Here is a 19,247-nt window from a genome sequence, read left to right on the forward strand (position 1 = left end):
TTTCCAATGGTTATCCCCCACATCAGGGCAATTTCCTAGGCATTACTCACCCGTCCGCCGCTCGACGCCGTTATCGTCCCCCGAAGGTTCAGATAACTCGTTTCCGCTCGACTTGCATGTGTTAGGCCTGCCGCCAGCGTTCAATCTGAGCCATGATCAAACTCTTCAATTTAAGATTTTGTTCGGCTCAATGAATACTGAACATTACATAAAGTAATGTTTGAATTGACTGTGCTCTTATTGGTTTTTACTTTTGAAAAAGTAAAACAAAACAGCTCAAGGCTGCTTCCCAATTCGAATGGTCACTTCGTTTCATTGAAACCTAAATTGTTTCCGAAGAAACTATTTGGATTATCATCAACGAGTGCCCACACAGATTGATAGGTCTATATTGTTAAAGAGCTTGCTTCATAAGCTTTGCTATCGAAGCGGAGGCGTATTCTAAGGAATTAACTTTCAGTGTCAAACACTTTTTAAAATTAATTTTTAGAAGCTTTCTTTCGCCTTATTGCCAATTGCTTTTGCGTTTCCGCTTTGCCCTGACAACGGAGGCGCATTATAGGGAGATGATTTTTCTTGGCAACCCCTTTTTAGAAAAAAACTTAAAAAAAAGCATCGAGTGATTAAATCTCACTCAAACGCTTAATTTTAGCACTCAGTTGTTAACTTCAAGTAACAAATAGGCAATCAGTATGTGTCTACCCAGCTCTCTTTAAAGCTAGTGATATCAAGATCCAGTGATTGCGCCGCTTCGATTTGCTCGATAGCCTCCAATTCTTTATTTACACTGCTCATCGTCAGTGTGTTGTTGTCTAACTCAAACACTTGGCGTTGCGTGGTGTAATAGAACTTAAGCGTAGTGAGCGCTTTTACATTGTCATTGCTCGCGGCTGCTTTAATGCTTTTTAGTTTACGAAAGATTTTGTTGTGCAGTTGCTTGAGTTTCCAAACGTACAGCACTTCTTCCATGTATGGTCGAGTTTTAATTTGATTCAATAAAGAGAGGGAAGTTGCAACTGCGAGAACGACACCAATCAAATTCCAATGGAAATTGCCCGTTGATTGTTCTGGTACGACTTCAGTGTTGCCAAACAAAACAATCAACAAGGTACTAAAGGCAAGAGAGGAGATTGCGAGCAACGCAACAAAACCGCCAATCACAAGGTTTACTTTCTTTTTATAAATGTCTTTATTTATCTGTTTGATTTCCATATACCACTCCTAACAGGGTTGCCTCCTATTCTAACCAGCACACCCAGCTCCACAATCGAAGCTTTGTAAGTAAGTTCACATTTGCTATTAAACTCGCATCCCTTCCCTGCTTGGGTATATACTTCCGCGCATTCACTCTTCCTATATAGAGGCTAAATTCATGCGCTCTTTTGTTTTACGAGCTCGCGCGGCGCCAACCACCAGCAAAGCACTGTTAGAAGGTGTTGGTAATGAAGCGCATACAGAGATTCTTGCTCATACCATGATGAACACGATGTTCGTTGCTCAATCACACCGTGAAGATGTGGTTGTTCACTTGGTTTTAGAAAGCACAAAAGATTTCTCACGCACCATTACTATTCGCTCCAACGACATCACCAACATTGGCGGCTTCCATGAGTCAACCTTGATTGCAGCAGTTGCTCGCGCTTTGGATACTTCGGTTGGTATGGGCAAAGAGCAACTTCGTGAAGTCGAACCTGGTATCACCGTTCGTACCGTCAGTTTTGAACGCCTAGTGCAAGAACTGGCAGAAGATCACCAACTATATATGTTGGATAAAAAAGGCGAATTTGTTCGTGATGCAGAAATCGGTGGAAACCCATGTTTCTTGCTAACTGACCATATTCCGATGCCGAAGAAGTCTTTTAACAGCTTGAAGCGCCTTGGCACAGAGAAAATCAGCTTAGGTCCTAAGATGCTTTTCGCTTCTCAGTGTGTGGTATTGATCCACAATGAGTTGGACATTCGCGAATTCTAGTTATTCGCGCACACGTTGCTAGATAATGAAAGAGGACTCCATTGAGTCCTCTTTTTTGTTTCTATAGGGATGCTAAGTTTACTTACCACCAATGCTCAAACGAGCAAAACGAACGTCTGGCGAGAAGAAAGTTCGGCTATCGTTAATTAGCTGAGTATCACCCACTGCCTCAACTTCTTGCAGCATCTTGTAGAAGTTACCCGCTACAGTGATACCACGCACTGGTTGAACGCGCTCACCATCACGGCACAAGAAGCCACTCGCACCAAATGAGAAATCACCACTCACTGCATCCGCACCAGAATGGACACCTTGAAGTTCGACTAACTCTAGGTACTCACCCGCTTTTACTTCTGACGCACTGCTGTTACCTGTCGCAATCACTTTGTGATTCGCTGATACGTCTAGGCTCGATTTTGCACCGTGAGCGGCACTTGCTGTCGAGACTGCGCCCAAGTAACTTGCGGTCTGGCTGTTGTGTAGCAAGGTTTTCAACTCACCATTAGCAATCATCACATTGTTTTGAGTAGCGAAGCCTTCACTATCAAAACTCGCGATTGCCATACCATTTGGCATGTAAGCCGTATCAGTAAAGGTAATCAAATCACTCGCAACACGTTGACCAAGCTTGTCACCCAGTGGCGTAATGCCTTTCATCGCGCTTACGCCAGAGAAAGCACTGCCGAAAGCACCGAATAAACTTGCTAGCGCATTGATGTGGAAGATAGCAGGGTAGTTACCCGTCGCAACCGGTGCGCCTTCAAGAAGATCGCGAGCAAGGTTGTAGCCACCCTCGATACAGTAAGCTGGATTCAACTCATCAAAACGGCGACCCAGTGACATTCTACCCGCCATTGACTGTTTGCCGTCTTTTTCAAACAAGGTATACGCATAACAAGTGAACGAGCGCTCGAAGTGTTGACACAATGTGCCTTGAGTATTGGCAATGATCAGTTGTGTTTCGCCATCGCTGTAACCATTGTAAGGTGCGCTAGAGGCGTGAGGCAGAGCCACTACGCCTTGCTCAAGAGCGAGAGACAGTTCGATTTTTTCGTCAACAGAAGTTGTATCTTCTTGCGCAATCTCAGCAACATCAGTCGCGATTTGACTGTTCACGCAACTAATCGTCTGATGTTCATCTTGCTTGGAAAAGCGAGCGCTTTGCAGTGCGTTGGTCAGCATCAAATCCAAGCTTGGTTGCTCTAACGACTCAGAATAGCTTGTTGCAACACGCGCATCTTTCACAACACGAACACCCAGAACTTGGCTTGAGCTTACTTTGTACTCATCCAGCTTTCCTTGGTTCGCTTTCAAAGAAAAGCTACTGTTACGGTTTACAATGACGTCCGCTTCTGCACCTTGGCGTTTTGCTTCTGATAGGACGTAATCAACCGCATTAAGAAGTTGTTGTTCTTGGCTCATTAGTTACCGCCTCCTACCAGAATGTTATCTACTTTCAGCGTTGGCTGACCGACAGTTGTTGGTACTGAACCACTCACGGAACCACACATGCCCGGCGCAAGCGCCATGTCTTTGCCGACCATGCTGATTTCTTTCAACACTTTTGGACCCGTGCTGATCAGCGTTGCTGTTTTCAGAGGCTTGGTGATTTTGCCATTTTCAATGAGGTAGGCTTCACGAACAGCAAAGTTAAACTCCCCCGTACCCGGTTGAACAGAGCCACCGCCCATCTTCTTCGCATAGATACCACGTTCGATGCCTGCCAGCATGTCATTAAGTGAATGCTCGCCCTCTTCGATAAAGGTGTTACGCATGCGCGAGGTTGGTGCGAACTTGTAGTTTTGACGACGACCAGAACCCGTAGGCTCATAACCTGTCTTCATGCCACCCATTTTATCGACCATGAAGCTGGTTAGCTTACCGTCTTTGATCAGTTGAGTGCGCTGAGTCTTCATACCTTCATCATCAATGTGAATCGAGCCCCATTCGTTGGTCATGGTGCCATCATCGACTGCATTCACTGCGGTGTGAGCAACCATTTCGCCCATCTTGTCGTGGAATACTGATGCTTTCTTCGCAACTGAAGTGGTTTCTAGCAAGTGACCACATGCTTCATGGAAGATAACGCCGCCAAAGCCGTTACCAATCACCACCGGCATTTCACCCGATGGACAAGCATCCGCGCCAAGTTTTACTAACGCTTGCTGCGCGATAGTTTGACCTAGCTCTTTGGCATCAAGCTGTTCACTGAATTCCCAACCAGCAAGAGCGCCAGGACCTTCCATACCAGAAGACTGCTCATTACCTTTTTGCGCGACAGTGTTACCAGCAACACGAATGTAGTGGCGAGTATCGTCAACGTGTAGACCTTCTGAGTTGAAGATAGACACTTGTTGCTCGCGCTGAAGAACGCTGCCAATAAACTGGCTGATATGCTCACTCTCAGCACGTGCGGCTTGGTCAACTTTCAATAGAAACGCGATTTTTGAATCTAGGTTAGCATCCTTACTTAGCGGCATGCGGCAACCATGTTGGATTGGGTAGCGGTTCAAATTCAAAGAACCCGCTGACGCGATTTGCTCACGCTTGTCTTTTGCAGCAAGCAGCGAGGTTACGCGCTTTAGTTCGGCTTCATCTGTGCTGTTGGTGTAACCGTAAAGCACCTTATGACCGAAAAAAAGACGAATACCGATACCAAAATCGATACCCGAGTTAACCTTATCCACTTCACCAGATGCGATCTGGACAGTGTTGGTTTGGTGATGTTCAACGAATAGTTCAGCGAAATCAGCCCCCAAAAAGAGAGCATGATCGATCACTGACTTCGCTGTTACAGAATTAAGCATGAAGTCTCCTTGCTCGATGATCGTCTTAGCCTTCCTAATTAACTGTGAAAAAGTTCAACAAAGTTAAATTGGCAACACGTTAAATTTTAACAGTTTTTTAACCTTGTTTTGTGCTAATCCTTGCTTAACGAGACCACGATTATTTATTAAATATTCCAGGTTCTGCTCATTCACCAGAGCGTTGCACTAGTAAATTCCACCCAGCAAACCATTTAGGTGCTTACTTTATCACTCACCTCGCATAATTGAATACTCATTATAATTACGCTCAAAAAACGTATCCCTTCCGCAATGGTCCTGCTATCATCCGAACGAAATAGTCGGGGGGCCACACGACAAGTGTTGGCTGAGATCGAAATTCGAGACCCGTTGAACCTGATTCAGTTAGCACTGACGTAGGGAACTATGCACACTTTGCCTTTCGTCGCCCCTCTTAGGTAAGCGATAGCGATCGAAAAATCGATCTATCTGCAACGGTCAAAGTCAGTTCCTATACGTCTTGTAGTAGGAGCGACCATGACGCAGCAATCACAACCTCATTCACATCACACGCCAGCCTTGCCTACCCCTATCGTATTGACCATCGCGGGCTCAGACAGTGGTGGCGGTGCAGGTATTCAAGCCGACATCAAAGCGATGTCCGCAACCGGCAGTTTTGCTTGCTCGGTAATCACGGCGATTACTTCGCAAAATACCCAAGGCGTTTCTGCGATTTTCCCCATTCCTCTCGACCATGTAGAGAGCCAACTTGATGCAGTATTTACCGACCTCAACATCGTTGCAGTCAAAGTGGGCATGCTGGCAGATTCCAACATCATCAAAGTCGTTGCAGACAAAATTAAACAATACCAGCCAAAACACCTCGTGATTGACCCTGTAATGGTGGCCACCAGCGGCGATCTATTACTGGAACAGTCGGCAATCCGCACTTTAAAAGAAGAATTGATTCCGCTCGCAGACATCATTACCCCTAACCTACCCGAAGGCGCAGCATTGACGGGTAAGCCAATGCCTCAATCAGAATCTGAAATGAACGATATGATTACCGACCTTCGTGCGCTTGGCGCCAAAGCTATTCTGCTCAAAGGCGGTCACCTTGAAGAAAATGAAAACAGCAACGATCTGCTTATCATGCAAGACAGTGCCGAGTTAATTAGCGCCAAGCGATTTCCAACCAAAAACACTCATGGCACAGGCTGTACACTTTCTTCCGCCATTGCGTCTTATCTTGGCCAAGGCAACAACCTACACAAAGCGGTGCACCTGGGTAAGCAGTACATCAGCCAAGCTATCGCACACGCTGATGAATTGGATGTAGGTAAAGGCCATGGCCCTGTGAACCACTTTTTTGCGGGTCATACTTATGTTCGCTAACGCGATTGGCATTCAGCTTTCCGATGCTAGTCTGCGATACAAAGACAGCCAAACACCAACGCTAGCAGGGTTGAGTATGACTATTCCTGCTAATCAATGGACAGTGTTACTTGGTCGCAGTGGCTGCGGGAAAACCACAATATTGCGTTACTTAGCTGGCCTACTGGATGACCAAGTTGACTGGCATGGCGAACTCATCACAACGGATGGCGCTGCACTGCATGACCGTATCGCTTACATGGCTCAGCAGGATTTATTGCTACCGTGGTTGAATGTGTTAGACAACGTCTGCCTCAGTTCTCGATTTTCTCAAGTGCAAGCACCAGAGCAAAATAGACAACGTGCACTGACTTTACTAAGCCAAGTGGGACTCGCCGATTACGCGGATGCTAAGCCAGCTCAGCTCTCTGGCGGCATGAGACAACGTGTTGCCCTTGCTCGCACTCTGATGCAAGACAAGCCTCTAGTTCTGATGGATGAGCCTTTCTCTGCACTGGACGCGGTTACTCGTCATAAGTTGCAAACCTTGTCTGCCGAATTGCTGAAAGATAAGACGGTTGTTCTGATTACCCACGACCCACAAGAAGCGGTGCGATTAGCTCACCAACTCTATGTGTTGCAAGGCACACCTGCGCAAGCTCAGCACTTGGTCGTTCCAGACTCCAAGCCGCCCCGAGTTCTCGATGGAGAGTGCGCGGCGTTACAACAAGCGATTTTGGATCAACTGGAGAAAGACTATGAGTGATATGACTCAGTACAACTCCGTTTCGGCACGCATTAGTAAAAAAGAACGCGTGACCCATCCGGCTCTGCGCTTGGTCATTAGCACAGCGGTGATCTTGGGATTGTGGCAGTTGGTTGTTGTGGTATTCGACATGCCAAGCTTCATCTTACCTTCACCAATTGAAGTGCTGGATAGATTGGTCACTCGTTACGATGTCTTGCTCAAACATACTTGGGTTACCGCGCAAGAGATTTTACTTGGTTTGGCGCTTGGATTATCAATGGGTTTGCTGTTCGCATTGCAAATGCTGATGTTCGAACCGCTGAAGCGTTGGTTACTGCCCATTCTGATTGCTAGCCAAGCGATCCCTGTGTTCGCCATCGCGCCAGTACTCATGCTTTGGCTGGGTTACGGCATTGCATCGAAAGTCGTCATGGCGGCGATCATCATCTTTTTCCCCGTCACCACATGTTGCTACGACGGCTTACGTAATACACCAACAGGTTACCTCGACCTTGCCAAGACCATGGGCGCGTCTAAATGGCAGTTACTTCGTCATATTCAATTGCCAGCCGCCCTACCAACTTTAGCCTCAGGCATTCGTGTTGCCGTCGTTATTGCGCCGATTGGAGCAGTGGTCGGTGAGTGGGTAGGTTCAAGTGAAGGCTTGGGTTATCTGATGCTCCAAGCTAATGCTCGCATGATCATTGATGAGATGTTTGCGGCGCTGTTTATCCTAGCCGTGCTGTCTATCTCACTCTACTTCATCACCGATAAATTATTGAAAAAAGCCATCCCTTGGGAAAGCAAATAATTACAGAAAATAACCAAAGAAAATTGGGAAAGAAAAGGAAGAACCCCGTGAATAAAAACAAACTTATGAGCGCTGCTGCTCTACTCGCTTCAGTGGTATCAACCAATGTGCTTGCAGCAGAAAAAGAGATGACACTGATGTTGGATTGGTTCGTCAACCCAAATCATGGTCCTATCGTGATTGCCAAAGAGCGTGGTTACTTCAAAGAACAAGGTTTGAAGGTCAACATTCAAGAGCCGGCAGATCCAAGCACGCCACCTAAGTTGGTCGCGGCGGGTAAAGTCGACATGGCGATTTCTTACCAACCAAGCCTAACTATCGATGTCGCGGCGGGTTTGCCACTAATCCGCTCTGCGACTTTGATTGCTACGCCACTCAACACGTTGATGGTGCTGGATAACGGTAAGAATGAAAACCTTGGCGACTTGAAAGGCAAGAAGATCGGTATTGCGATCGCAGGCAACGAAGAAGCGACAATCGGCACCATGCTAGCTCAAGAGAACGTGAAGTTTTCTGACGTACAAATCATCAACGTAGGTTGGGCGCTGTCTTCGTCTCTTGCGTCTGGCAAGGTGGATGCGATTTGGGGCGGTCTACGTAACTTCGAAACCAACCAACTGGCACTAGAAGGTTATAAAGCTAAGGCCTTCTTCCCTGAAGAACACGGCGTGCCAGCGTATGACGAGTTAGTCTTCGTAGCCAATGCAAAAAACTACGACAAAGAAGCCATCAAGGCATTCAACAAAGCACTAGAGCAAGCGACCACTTACATCGTTAACCATCCAAAAGAGTCGTGGAAAGAGTTCGTGGCTTATTCACCAGACACGCTCAACAACGAGCTTAACCAACGCGCTTGGAACGACACGCTAACTCGTTTCGCTCTTCGTCCATCCGCAGTAGATCTGAAACGCTACGATGATTATGCGCAGTTCATGTATTCACAAAACATCATCGAAACACTGCCAAAAGCGAAAGATTACGTACCGAGCTTTGACTAATTCTACTGACCTTAGGATCTAAGCCTAGGGTCTTTTGATAACGAGATACTCATAATGAAATACCAAGATTTGATCGACGCTTGCCGCCAAGATTGGCAAGAATACACTGAGCATGCTTTCGTGCAGCAATTGGCGCAAGGCACTCTGGCTCAGCCTTGTTTTCTGCATTACCTAAAGCAGGATTTTCTTTTCCTAAAGCAGTACGCACGAGCTTACGCATTAGCGATCTACAAAGCACGTACTTTGGATGACATGCGCCGTGCCCTACCAAGCGTACACGCATTGCTCGATTCTGAAATCGCCCACCACGTGACTTACTGTGAGCAATGGGGACTGACAGAATCCGACTTAGAAAACGAGCCAGAAGATTTCGGCACTGTGGCTTACACCCGTTACGTATTAGATGCTGGCATGACGGGCGATCTTGTTGATCTATACGCGGCACTAGCACCATGCTCTATCGGTTATGCCGTAATCGGTAAGATGCTGATTGAAGACGAAAGCACTGTGCTCGAAGGTAACCCATACGCAAGTTGGATCAACCTCTACGGTGGTGAGGAATTCCAATCTGGTGTCGCAAAAGGTGCAGAACACTTTAATCAGTTATTGGCGGAAATCGATATCAATAGTCAGCGTGGTCAAAACCTGATTCAGGTATTCAAAACTGCAACGCGTATGGAAGTGGCATTCTGGCAACAAGGTCTAAACGCTCAGCAAGATTAATCGGAGAGTCTCATGTTAATTGAACAAATCACCCAAGCATTAACCGCAGTACGCCAGCAAAAGCCATTAGTCGTCAACATCACTAACTACGTGGTGATGAATAACACAGCAAACGCACTATTAGCGATCGGCGCTTCTCCAATCATGGCGCACTCCAAGCAGGAAATGGCAGAGATGATGTCGTTCGCGGGTTCACTGGTTATCAACATTGGTACCCTAGACAGCGTTTGGACACCACGTATGAGCTATGCCGTAGAGCAAGCCAATGCCAATGGTAAAATCGTTGTACTCGACCCTGTCGGTTGCGGAGCAAGCTCACTACGTACAGAGACATCACGTGAAATCGCACGCCTTGCAGACAAGTTGATCATTCGTGGTAACGCTTCAGAAATCATCGCTCTCGCTGGCGAGCAAGCACAAAGCAAAGGCGTTGATGCGTTAGACAGCAGCGACGCAGCACTTGGCGCAGCCAACTTCTTAGTCGCAGAGTATGGTGCAAGTGTAGTGATTTCTGGCGAGACTGATTACATCGTCACGAAAGAGCAAACCGTCCAGTTGAATAATGGTCACGAGATGATGCCTTACGTAACCGGAATGGGCTGTACACTAACGGCACTGACGGGTGCTTTCGCTGCTGTTGGTGATGATACCGGCCTTGCTGCAGCGGCGGTACTGGGCGTTGTTGGCGAGATTGCAGCGGAACAAGCTCGCGGCCCAGGTAGCCTGCAAATGAACCTGTTGGATGAGCTTTACCAGTTGGATGAAGAAACGCTGGCAAAACGCTTAAAGCTGCAAGTGAGCTAAGCTTTGCTCTAATAAATACCGGCCTCTCATTCCATCTAGGAGAGGCCCAAAGGAAACACAATGAACGCCTATCGTTTATATTTGGTCACCGACGACCAACAAGATTTAGCCACACTAAAGCGTGTTGTGAGAAAAGCCGTGAAAGGTGGGGTCACCATGGTACAGGTGCGCGAAAAACATGGTGACGTTCGTGCATTTATTGAACGAGCTCAAGCCGTGAAGACGATCCTTGAAGGCACTGGCGTCCCGTTAATCATCAATGATCGTGTTGATGTTGCCCTTGCCGTCGATGCCGATGGTGTTCACCTCGGGCAGTCAGACATGCCAGCAGAGATCGCTCGTCAATTGATTGGCCCAAACAAGATTCTCGGCTTATCGATTGAGACTGAAGAGCAGTTGGCAGAGGCGGGGTCTCTGCCCATTGATTACATCGGCTTGAGTGCCATCTTCGCGACGCCGACCAAAACCAACACCAAAAAACATTGGGGTATTGATGGTTTGAAAATGGCGTTAGAGACGACTTCACTGCCGATTGTTGCCATTGGCGGCATTAACGAAACCAACATTCCTGCCCTGAGTGCGACAGGTGTACACGGTTTGGCTTTGGTTTCTGCCATTTGTCATGCAGAAAACCCAACCAAAGCAGCAGAATACTTACTTTCTCTGATGGATTAAGACCCCAACGCTTAAGGATGAGCGCCTTTACCCTCCGGATAAATGTCATCAATTCATCACTCAACCTTCATTCTCTCGTCAAATTGACAAAGCGTTGATAAGTTTTTCACGCCAGATAACGTAAGATAAGCCCCTTATTTTAACGTGGTTGAATAACCCTCAATAAAAACAAAACGCTCTCAATGAAAACCAAAAAATATGGATTGATGACGCTCGCCTTGTTTGTTCTTGGCATCATCCCAATGTCGCTGTTTGGCTCTTATCACAATCTCACTTCACAGGTGTCTGAAAGTCTGGGTATTACTTTTACTTTGCTCACTGATTCTGCTGGCAGCAAAGGCTTTTTAATTACGTTAACACTGCTACTGCTTTCTTTATTTCGCTTTAAACCAAGTCGCATTGAGTGGATGCAAAAACTCTCAATGTTAGGGCTGTTACTCGTGATTGGCTTTGCCAGCAAAACGGGGCTAAAACTGATGACAGAAAGCCCGCGCCCATACACGGAATTGCTCGCAGCAGAACAATTAATTGAAACACCAGAAACGTTTTATCAGTTAGATAGAAAGCAACAAGCCAACGTAATTAACCAGATTTCTGAACACGTCAGTGATTGGCGGACACGCCATTGGCAAGGCGAGAAAGACTATTCTTTCCCGTCGGGCCATACGATTTTCGTTTCGATTTGTTTGGCTTTCTTTGGTGGGCTGTTCTTACAGAACAAGTGCTATATCTCTGCACTGTCATTATGGATGTGGGGAATGAGCGTCGCATATAGCCGCTTATGGCTGGGCATGCATCGCCCTGAAGATTTGATAGGTTCGGTCTTGTTTGTCGCGATTGTATTTACTTTACTCCCGACATTTCAGATTAAGAAACAGATGCCGTTTGTTTCTCTTGCTTCACGCTAATGTGAACGATTACTAGAAAAAAAGAAGCCAGCGATTCGCTGGCTTCTTGCTTTCAAGCGCTACTTTTTTCTAGCCATTTTTTGGTGGTTCAAACGCTGTTAGTTCTAATTCTGGGCCAGTGTATTTTTCAATACGAACCAGTGCCGAGTTCGCCGCACAGCCGTTTGCAAGTCGAGAGGTCGGAATATCCAACGTTAACACGTTACAACCGCCATTCTTACAAATGCCGGTTTTCGGATCCAAATCCGGCCAACCGCCTTCATGAATACATACTGAACCTTGCTTGATTCGGTCAGTGACTTCTGCGCCAACCAATACTTGGCCACGATTGTTAAACGCACGAACTAGATCGCCCGTTTTAATACCACGCGCTTTCGCATCTTCAGGGTGAATCCAAATAGGTTCACGGTTTGCAATTGCGTACTCTTCGCGAATCTTCGCGTAGTTAAACTGGCTGTGTAGACGATGCGCTGCGTGCGCGGTCATTAGCTGCAACTCGCCATCTTTTGCATTGCCGGTGTACTCGGTTGGTGCCATCCACGTAGGGTGTGGAGGACAGTCTTCCAACTGGTAACCTTCAATGGTTTTCGAGAAGATTTCAATCTTACCACTTGGCGTACCTAGTGGGTTCATGATCGGGTCTTCACGGAAATCCGCGTAACGAACAAACTGTGCGTTCTTCTCGTTCCACTTCATCTCGATCAGTTGGTTATCTTCCCAGAACTTGCTGAAGTTCGGCATTGCAATGCGAGAGCCACGGCCACCTTGTTGCGCCGCCTTATAGAAGCCGTACAGCCATTCCATTTCGGTTTTACCTTCAGTGTATACGTCACGGCCACCCGGTGCTAGCATCTCTGCCATGTCCGCGAATACGTCGAAGTCATTACGCGCTTCACCTTGCGGCTCAACCACTTGCTTCATTGGCACCAAGTGTTGGTTACTGTAGTCACCCGTCATCGTTAAGTCGTTACGCTCGAACGATGTGGTGATTGGCAGAACGATATCCGCATGCTTCGCAGCCGCCGTCCAGTAAGGCTCTGAAATTACGATCAGCTCAGGCTTTTGCCACGCTTTAATCAAGCGGTTGGTGTCTTGGTGGTGAGTAAAGTTCGCACCGCCAGCCCACCAAATCATCTTAATGTTCGGGAACGTCAGTTCATGACCGTTGTGATGGTAGGATTGACCTGGGTTTTCCAACGCCTCGACGATACGCGCCACAGGGAAGCTTTGCACCGCGCCAGACACTGCCCAGTCGTTCCCCGCAGAAGAGCCGCCACCCAGCGATGCCGAAATCGCAGGAAGTACGCCAGCATCACGAGCAGGGTTACCACCGTTTGAGTAGTGGTAAGAGAAACCAAAACCACCGCCCGGTAAACCGATTTGACCCAACATTGTTGCCAGTGTAACCAGCATCCAGTGACGCTGCTCACCGTATTGTTGGCGCTGCATGCCCCAACCAGCCATCAGCATGGTGCGGTTTTTACTGAAGATATCAGCCAGTAGCTCAAGTTGCTTCGCAGGTACGCCACAGATTTGTGATGCCCATTCTGCTGATTTTTCTACGCCGTCTTCTTCGCCCATCAGGTACGCTTCAAACTTGTCGTAACCTGCGGTGTATTTATCGAGGAAGGCTTTATCGTGCTTACCTTGTTTCACTAAGGTGTGTGCGATACCCATCATCATTGCCACGTCGGTCATTGGGTGAGGAGCAATCCACTCCGCATTCTCGCCAAAGAACTCGATGGTTTCAGAACGAATTGGGTCAATCGCAATGATCGTCTTGCCTGATTTTTTCAATTGATGGAAGAATTCAAGACCAGCACAGTCTGTTGAGCTCCACGCGATTTTTAGGGTGTTGATTGGGTTTAAGCCCCAAAGCACAACCACATCACTGTGCTCTAGTACCACTGGGTACGTGGTTTGTTGCTCGTACACTTCGATAGAGCCCACAACGTGCGGCATGATGATCTGCGCAGCACCCGTTGAGTAGTCACCCAAGTGGCCTGAATAACCGCCCGCCATGCTCATGTAACGTTGCAGCAAGGTTTGTGCTTTGTGCAGCACGCCACTTGAACGCCAGCCGTAAGAACCAGCAAACACAGAAGCCGGGCCATATTCTTTGCGAATTCGCATGTGCTGTTCGTGGATCAGCTTGTAAGCCTCATCCCAAGACACACGCACAAACTCATCACTACCGCGCACACCTTCTGGCGACGATGGGTTTGCCAAGTAACCTTTGCGAACCATTGGGTACTTAACACGCGCTTTAGTGTGCACTTGGTCAGGACCGGTGCTTTGTAGGCTGTTTGGTACCGTTTGTGGCAATGCGTTCGTGGTTGAAACCAGCTTACCGTCTTGCACTTCACACAGCATTGGGCCCATGCGGCCCGCCGTTAGAATGCCTTTGCCGCGAGCATTAGAAGAAGCAACAGACATAGGTGCAAATGAAGTGAATGCCATTGCACCAGCCGCCATACCAGTGCCTTTTAGAAATCCGCGACGGGTCATATTAGTCATAATCTTATCCTTCTATTTATCGTTAGTGACCAACCACATCTTTCGCGTGGTGCTGGAAGAACTTGGTTAGAATTTCTAGGTTCTCGGCTGAAATATCAGTTCGATCACCCATACTTTTCGCTACCGGTCCCCATGCATTCACTGTGAAGTGATTTGAAGGAATTTTCGCGTGACAAGTTGCACAGTAAACGTTGTCCAACTCTTCTGCGTATGACCATACTGGTTCAAGCGTGTCAACAACTGGAGAATCAATAGCGCCAGTTAGAGAAACCGCGCGCCATTCGTTGCCGTAAACATCTGCCTCAAATTCACCAGTTTCAAGCGCTTGTTGGCCTTGCTCTGTTAGCGTTGCAACGATGGCACGTTGACCTTCTCCCATGTAAAGCACTTGCTCTGCGCCTTTCATTTGGAATGCGTTCAACTTAACAGTGCGGTTGTCGCCTTCAGAGCTGATTACTTCCAACTTCGTCGTTGGGTTAATTTTACCCATCTCACCCATTGCGATTTCAGTCACAGGGTAAACAACCTTGGCATTAGGTGATGTTTTTGTGGTGAAGCTCATCAACGTTTCAAATGCCTTGCTGTCTAGCTCTGCTTCTGGTGCAAAGTGCGCCACACCTTTATGACAATCGATACACGTTTGATCGTTTGCTTTCGCGTAAGCGTGCATCTTCGCCGCATCACGTGATTGCTCAAACTCTTCCATTGCATCGAAATCATGACACGAACGACACGTCGCTGAATCATTTTCACGGAACTGAGCCCATACCGTTTCAGCCATATCTTTACGATGTGCTTCATATTTCTCTGGCGTATCGATCTTACCTGTCACAAATTCATGGTAGATGTCTTTCGACGCGCGAATTTTGGTGATCAGGTAATCCATTGGTTCTTGAGGAATATGACAGTCAGAACATTCCGCGCGAATGCCTTTCGCATTACTGAAGTGCACTGAGCCTTGGTACTCTTTGTAAGGGGTTTCCATAGAGTGGCACGAGAGACAAAATTCAGTATCTGAGGTGTAATGCATTACTGCCGCACTCCCCCCCAAAGTTAACCAGCCCACACCAATGCCGGCAGCAACCAGCAGTGCAACATATCGTTTTTTTATTGACATAATTAGCAACACTTCCAAATAAAATGTAATTATAGGTCGCAAATTACTACTTTATGGGTAGTCCTCTCTTGATCCACATCATTTCCGTGTTGCTCTGTATGCCTCAAGTATGAAATTTTGTTATTTGCATCTCAAAGATGAATATATGGCAATAATCCATTACCCAGCCAACTATTCACCACATAAATCACTTTTATGAATGCAACTATTTGATTAAACAGATAAGAGGATGAGAGACTGAATCTCCACATTGATGCAGTAAGGACACGCATGTCAGTTTACATCGAGACGCACAGAAGCCAATTAAGACCCATCAAAGCCAGTGACTGGGAACTCTTTCAACGATTACTTTCCGAACAAGAGGTTATTGCGCTCTGTTTCGATCGTCCCAGCGAAACAGAAATAAGAGAAAAATTTGCTTCGCGATTATTACCATGGACCCCAAATTGCCAGCATTGGCTTTGCCTTGTAATACTCGATAAGCAATCTGAACAACCCATCGGCATCACTGGCTTTGCTATTGAAAACGGTAAGGCAGAGGTAGGTTACTTACTTTTGCCGGAATTTCATGGCCAACAGTTTGGAACAGAAACTCTTCAAGCGCTTCTATACTGGGCAACCTCGACACATAACATCAACCACTTTTCCGCGACGGTCACTGAAGGCAATATTGCATCAGAGCGTGTCCTGATAAAATGTGGTTTCGAACTCATTGAGGTCATTCCAGACGCATACCAAATTGGTGGCAAACCCTACGCCGATAAAATCTACTCACTACATAAATAAGGACGTATTTTGAATAAAGTAGTCATCATTACCGGCGCAAGCCGAGGCATTGGAGCCGCAGCGGCAAAAAAGCTGGCCGAGCAAGGCTATCGCGTTTGCGTTAATTACCGCACTCAGCAAGAGGCCGCCGACCAAGTTGTGGCAGAAATACAAGCAAACGGTGGAAAAGCGATTGCCATCGCCGCAGACGTAGCCGATGAGAAGCAAGTGCTCTCCTTGTTTGATGAAACAGAACGTGAATTTGGTGCAGTGACGCACTTGGTCAACAACGTTGGCATCCTATTTACTCAATCGCCTTTGTCTGAAATCAGCTTGGAACGCTTTCAGAAAGTAATGAACACCAATGTGAATAGCTGTTTCCTCTGCTGTCGAGAAGCGGCGAGGCGATTCAGTGCAGGCGGTGCAATTGTGAATGTCTCCTCTGGAGCGTCGCGCTCAGGCGCGCCATTTGAGTATGTCGATTACGCCACATCAAAAGGCGCGATGGATACCTTAACTAAAGGGCTCTCGCTAGAGTTGGCAGAGCGCAATATTCGCGTCAATGGCGTTCGACCTGGTTTCATTTACACTGATATGCATGCCGACGGCGGAGAACCAAACCGAGTAGATAGACTCAGCCCTCAAATTCCTCTTAAACGCGGTGGCACGGTAGAAGAAGTGGCAAATGCGATCGCTTGGCTATTAAGTGACGAAGCCTCTTATGTCACGGGATCATTTATCGATATTGCAGGGGGCAGATAGAATGCAAGTCCATATCCGACAAGCAACTCCCGATGATTTAGACGAAATTTTTCAGCTTAATTTTCAAATTAATTCACTGCATTTTGCAAATGCGCCAGAAGCCTTTGTTGCGCCTTCAGAAGCTGACCGTGAATTTCTTGCACAAGCACTAGAGAACAAAGAGCGACTCTTTTTGATTGCCGAACGCGAACAGCAAATTCTCGGCTTCTTAACCGCGATGATCACCCAAAACGACACCGTCAGTTTTCTGATCAAAGACCCAATTTGTCGCGTGGGAACAATTGTTGTCGATGAAGCGCAAAAGCAGCAAGGAATCGGCCGCCAACTGCTCCAAGCCTGTGAGCAATGGGCGCGCGATGCCAATGCCACACAAATTCGATTGGAAGTGATGGAATTCAATCAGCCAGCACAGCGCTTTTACGATAATCAAGGTTTTAAAACTAACTCACGCATTATGCTGAAACATTTGTAACGATAACGACAATTAAGCGCTTTTCACGACTAAACCCACCTAAATCGCATTTATCAATGCAATTTACCCCCCTGATTTTAGAAAAAGACGATATGATGTGCGGATAAGGAGATTCGAACATGATTTATCTTTTCGATTGGGGGAACACCTTGATGGTAGATTTCCCTCACGCACAAGGAAAAATGTGCGATTGGGAACACGTAGAAGCAGTTCCTCAAGCCAGAGAAACACTGGCAATACTTTCCCAAAATCATCCCATCTACATTGCGACCAGTGCATCTGATTCCAACATGGAAGAGGTTCAGCGTGCATTTGTTCGCGTCGACTTAGACCAATACTTAAATGGCTATTTTTGTTTTGCCAACCTCGGCATCGCTAAAAACCAACCTGAGTTTTATCTCGCCATCGCAAAACAGTTAGGGGTTAACGTGAGTGGAATAACCATGGTTGGCGATTTACCTCACAAAGATATTTACCCTGCGATGAAAGCGGGCGTAAACACAATTTGGTTTAACCCAACGGGCGCTGATGCACCAGCCGAAGCCATTCCTAACCAAATTCGTTGTTTATCTGAGCTTATCCCCTAACCGTTACTAACCTGCACTAATCAAGGAAGATGAATGCAAATCAGATCCATCAAGGTGAGCGATATCGCGCGCTTCACCGCGCTGTGGAATCGAGTGTACTCCGAAGGGGAATTTTTGATTTCTCCGGCACCCGATAACGCAACGCTTCGCAGAATCCTGCAACGTGTGGAAAACGAGTCCATCCCTCAGTTTGTCGCGTTTGACCGCCAAAAACTTATCGGTAGTGTTGAAATCTACCCAGCTGAGATGTGCGGTTACGAAAGAGGGCAACGCCTTCGCGTCGGTATTCTTGGTATTCACATCGACAAAAACTACCGAGGCAAAGGATTGGGGCGGAAACTATTGGCAGTCGCGATCGCACGTGGTTGGGAATTTGGTTACGACCAAATCGCACTCTACGTATACACAACCAACACACCAGCGATTGCTTTGTATGAACGGTTTGGATTTGAACATCAGGGGGAACTTGGGGAAGTGACCTTGCCAAATGGTAAAGTCTTGATGAGTCAAAAAATGGTATTGTATAAAGCGCAAAGCCGTTCGAAAAAACCCGATTTGTAGAGTCACGATAACCGTTGTTCGCAACACTTATTCGGGGTTAACACCCTTGCGTCACATGCCCTCGAACAATTGAATCGTTAGAGGCTTGATTCACGTAATAGAAATAGCATGCTTCTTCTGCCAGTGTGTAACCTTGCGGCCAAATGTACACAACGCGATCAACACCCGATTTATCTAAGAACTGATAATCAGGAATAGCGACAAAATGAGCACTGTTTGGGTGCTGCAGACCGATGATGCAAAAATCACTGCCTTTGCACGGCACGTCAATTTTCGAATAACCTCTGGCTGGTAGATCGATTTCTAACAAAGCTCGAATACTATCGGCACTCGCTTCTGGCATGCCTTTGCGTGTTTTGACATGTCGGTCAATGTAGTGAACGTGCTCTTGGGCGTAAGCGTTATCAATCACTGATTGAGCATGAAAGAATTTGAGAGCCGTACCCAAAGAAGACTGAGAACTGTGCAGCATCGCAGCGTATGCTTGGCGATGAATATCGAGTAGTACTGGTAAAGCAGCTAATGCGATGAAAGCCAAAGTGGTAAGCACTATGGTGATTTCCATCAGCGTAAATCCCTTTGATTTCACGTTTCTTATCTCAACTAGCCCAAGACAATAGCCCCACATCCATGTGAGACCGAGCCAATATATCGCCAATTTTTTACG

Annotated in this window: 20 protein-coding genes, 1 rRNA gene and 1 riboswitch; of the genes, 14 read left to right on the top strand and 7 right to left on the bottom strand. The window is 46.9% G+C overall.

Features of this window, described 5'->3' with window-relative positions; genetic code table 11:
* Both R7Q41_RS00005 and R7Q41_RS00010 read right to left on the bottom strand, forming a co-directional pair.
* Positions 1 to 172 (bottom strand): 16S ribosomal RNA (locus tag R7Q41_RS00005); the annotation flags it as partial.
* Positions 173 to 687: 515 nt separating this feature from the next.
* Positions 688 to 1,212, bottom strand: a complete 525-nt coding sequence (locus R7Q41_RS00010) for a DUF3087 domain-containing protein (RefSeq protein WP_047102521.1) — start codon at positions 1,210 to 1,212, stop codon at positions 688 to 690.
* A gap of 160 nt (positions 1,213 to 1,372) precedes the next feature.
* On the opposite strand from R7Q41_RS00010, the gene trmY reads away from it, so the two are divergent.
* Entirely contained in the window at positions 1,373 to 1,972 is a 600-nt protein-coding gene (trmY, locus tag R7Q41_RS00015) for a tRNA (pseudouridine(54)-N(1))-methyltransferase TrmY (protein WP_138940961.1), read from the top strand.
* A gap of 78 nt (positions 1,973 to 2,050) precedes the next feature.
* Here the strand turns inward: trmY and R7Q41_RS00020 are convergent, their stop codons facing one another.
* Both R7Q41_RS00020 and R7Q41_RS00025 read right to left on the bottom strand, forming a co-directional pair.
* Positions 2,051 to 3,394, bottom strand: a complete 1,344-nt coding sequence (locus tag R7Q41_RS00020; protein WP_318108480.1) for a TldD/PmbA family protein — start codon at positions 3,392 to 3,394, stop codon at positions 2,051 to 2,053.
* Entirely contained in the window at positions 3,394 to 4,779 is a 1,386-nt protein-coding gene (locus tag R7Q41_RS00025) for a TldD/PmbA family protein (RefSeq protein ID WP_206953008.1), read from the bottom strand. Before R7Q41_RS00025 ends, R7Q41_RS00020 begins: the two co-directional genes overlap by 1 nt.
* A 311-nt stretch (positions 4,780 to 5,090) precedes the next feature.
* A riboswitch (TPP riboswitch) is annotated at positions 5,091 to 5,198 on the top strand.
* 97 nt (positions 5,199 to 5,295) lie between these two features.
* Here R7Q41_RS00025 and thiD point away from each other — a divergent pair.
* The 8 genes from thiD (at position 5,296) to R7Q41_RS00065 (ending at position 11,799) form a co-directional block, all read left to right on the top strand.
* Positions 5,296 to 6,153: a bifunctional hydroxymethylpyrimidine kinase/phosphomethylpyrimidine kinase gene (thiD, locus tag R7Q41_RS00030; protein ID WP_151515184.1), complete on the top strand. Its 858-nt coding sequence runs from the start codon at positions 5,296 to 5,298 to the stop codon at positions 6,151 to 6,153.
* On the top strand, positions 6,143 to 6,898 hold the full coding sequence (locus tag R7Q41_RS00035; RefSeq protein WP_033907185.1) for an ABC transporter ATP-binding protein: 756 nt from the start codon (positions 6,143 to 6,145) through the stop codon (positions 6,896 to 6,898). Before thiD ends, R7Q41_RS00035 begins: the two co-directional genes overlap by 11 nt.
* A complete protein-coding gene (locus tag R7Q41_RS00040) occupies positions 6,891 to 7,691 on the top strand; it encodes an ABC transporter permease (protein WP_009706843.1) in 801 nt (266 codons plus the stop codon). Before R7Q41_RS00035 ends, R7Q41_RS00040 begins: the two co-directional genes overlap by 8 nt.
* Before the next feature lie 47 nt (positions 7,692 to 7,738).
* Positions 7,739 to 8,689 carry an ABC transporter substrate-binding protein gene (locus tag R7Q41_RS00045; RefSeq protein WP_005374293.1) on the top strand — a complete coding sequence of 317 codons (951 nt, stop codon included), beginning with the start codon at positions 7,739 to 7,741 and terminating at the stop codon, positions 8,687 to 8,689.
* A 54-nt stretch (positions 8,690 to 8,743) separates the two neighbouring features.
* Complete coding sequence (tenA, locus tag R7Q41_RS00050) at positions 8,744 to 9,412, top strand: thiaminase II (protein ID WP_053304011.1); 669 nt, start codon at positions 8,744 to 8,746, stop codon at positions 9,410 to 9,412.
* A gap of 12 nt (positions 9,413 to 9,424) precedes the next feature.
* The gene (thiM, locus tag R7Q41_RS00055; RefSeq protein ID WP_151515186.1) at positions 9,425 to 10,216 is read left to right on the top strand and encodes a hydroxyethylthiazole kinase; all 792 of its coding nucleotides are present in this window, start codon (positions 9,425 to 9,427) and stop codon (positions 10,214 to 10,216) included.
* 60 nt (positions 10,217 to 10,276) lie between these two features.
* Positions 10,277 to 10,891 (top strand): thiamine phosphate synthase, encoded by a 615-nt coding sequence (gene thiE / locus R7Q41_RS00060; RefSeq protein ID WP_253657617.1) that lies wholly within the window; start codon positions 10,277 to 10,279, stop codon positions 10,889 to 10,891.
* 182 nt (positions 10,892 to 11,073) lie between these two features.
* A complete protein-coding gene (locus R7Q41_RS00065; RefSeq protein WP_025633465.1) occupies positions 11,074 to 11,799 on the top strand; it encodes a phosphatase PAP2 family protein in 726 nt (241 codons plus the stop codon).
* 69 nt (positions 11,800 to 11,868) lie between these two features.
* On the opposite strand, the gene R7Q41_RS00070 is transcribed toward R7Q41_RS00065, so the two are convergent.
* A complete protein-coding gene (locus R7Q41_RS00070) occupies positions 11,869 to 14,316 on the bottom strand; it encodes a trimethylamine-N-oxide reductase 2 (protein WP_318108490.1) in 2,448 nt (815 codons plus the stop codon).
* Positions 14,317 to 14,338: 22 nt separating this feature from the next.
* Positions 14,339 to 15,433 carry a NapC/NirT family cytochrome c gene (locus tag R7Q41_RS00075; RefSeq protein ID WP_005374302.1) on the bottom strand — a complete coding sequence of 365 codons (1,095 nt, stop codon included), beginning with the start codon at positions 15,431 to 15,433 and terminating at the stop codon, positions 14,339 to 14,341.
* A 270-nt stretch (positions 15,434 to 15,703) separates the two neighbouring features.
* Here R7Q41_RS00075 and R7Q41_RS00080 point away from each other — a divergent pair, with 270 nt between their 5' ends.
* From R7Q41_RS00080 to R7Q41_RS00100, 5 genes are all read left to right on the top strand, one after another.
* Positions 15,704 to 16,219, top strand: coding sequence for a GNAT family N-acetyltransferase (locus tag R7Q41_RS00080; protein ID WP_005374306.1), 516 nt, complete (start codon positions 15,704 to 15,706; stop codon positions 16,217 to 16,219).
* A 9-nt stretch (positions 16,220 to 16,228) separates the two neighbouring features.
* On the top strand, positions 16,229 to 16,960 hold the full coding sequence (locus R7Q41_RS00085) for a glucose 1-dehydrogenase (RefSeq protein ID WP_017821007.1): 732 nt from the start codon (positions 16,229 to 16,231) through the stop codon (positions 16,958 to 16,960).
* A 1-nt stretch (position 16,961) separates the two neighbouring features.
* Entirely contained in the window at positions 16,962 to 17,432 is a 471-nt protein-coding gene (locus R7Q41_RS00090) for a GNAT family N-acetyltransferase (RefSeq protein WP_258658542.1), read from the top strand.
* 119 nt (positions 17,433 to 17,551) lie between these two features.
* Positions 17,552 to 18,019: an HAD family hydrolase gene (locus R7Q41_RS00095; RefSeq protein ID WP_005374312.1), complete on the top strand. Its 468-nt coding sequence runs from the start codon at positions 17,552 to 17,554 to the stop codon at positions 18,017 to 18,019.
* Between the two features lie 33 nt (positions 18,020 to 18,052).
* Positions 18,053 to 18,580, top strand: coding sequence for a GNAT family N-acetyltransferase (locus R7Q41_RS00100; protein WP_053308054.1), 528 nt, complete (start codon positions 18,053 to 18,055; stop codon positions 18,578 to 18,580).
* Positions 18,581 to 18,617: 37 nt separating this feature from the next.
* Here the strand turns inward: R7Q41_RS00100 and R7Q41_RS00105 are convergent, their stop codons facing one another.
* Positions 18,618 to 19,208: a type II secretion system protein gene (locus tag R7Q41_RS00105; RefSeq protein WP_258487773.1), complete on the bottom strand. Its 591-nt coding sequence runs from the start codon at positions 19,206 to 19,208 to the stop codon at positions 18,618 to 18,620.
* Between the last annotated feature and the right edge of the window lie 39 nt (positions 19,209 to 19,247).

The sequence above is a fragment of the Vibrio sp. 2096 genome (assembly GCF_033339595.1).
GTDB classification, from domain to species: domain Bacteria; phylum Pseudomonadota; class Gammaproteobacteria; order Enterobacterales; family Vibrionaceae; genus Vibrio; species Vibrio alginolyticus.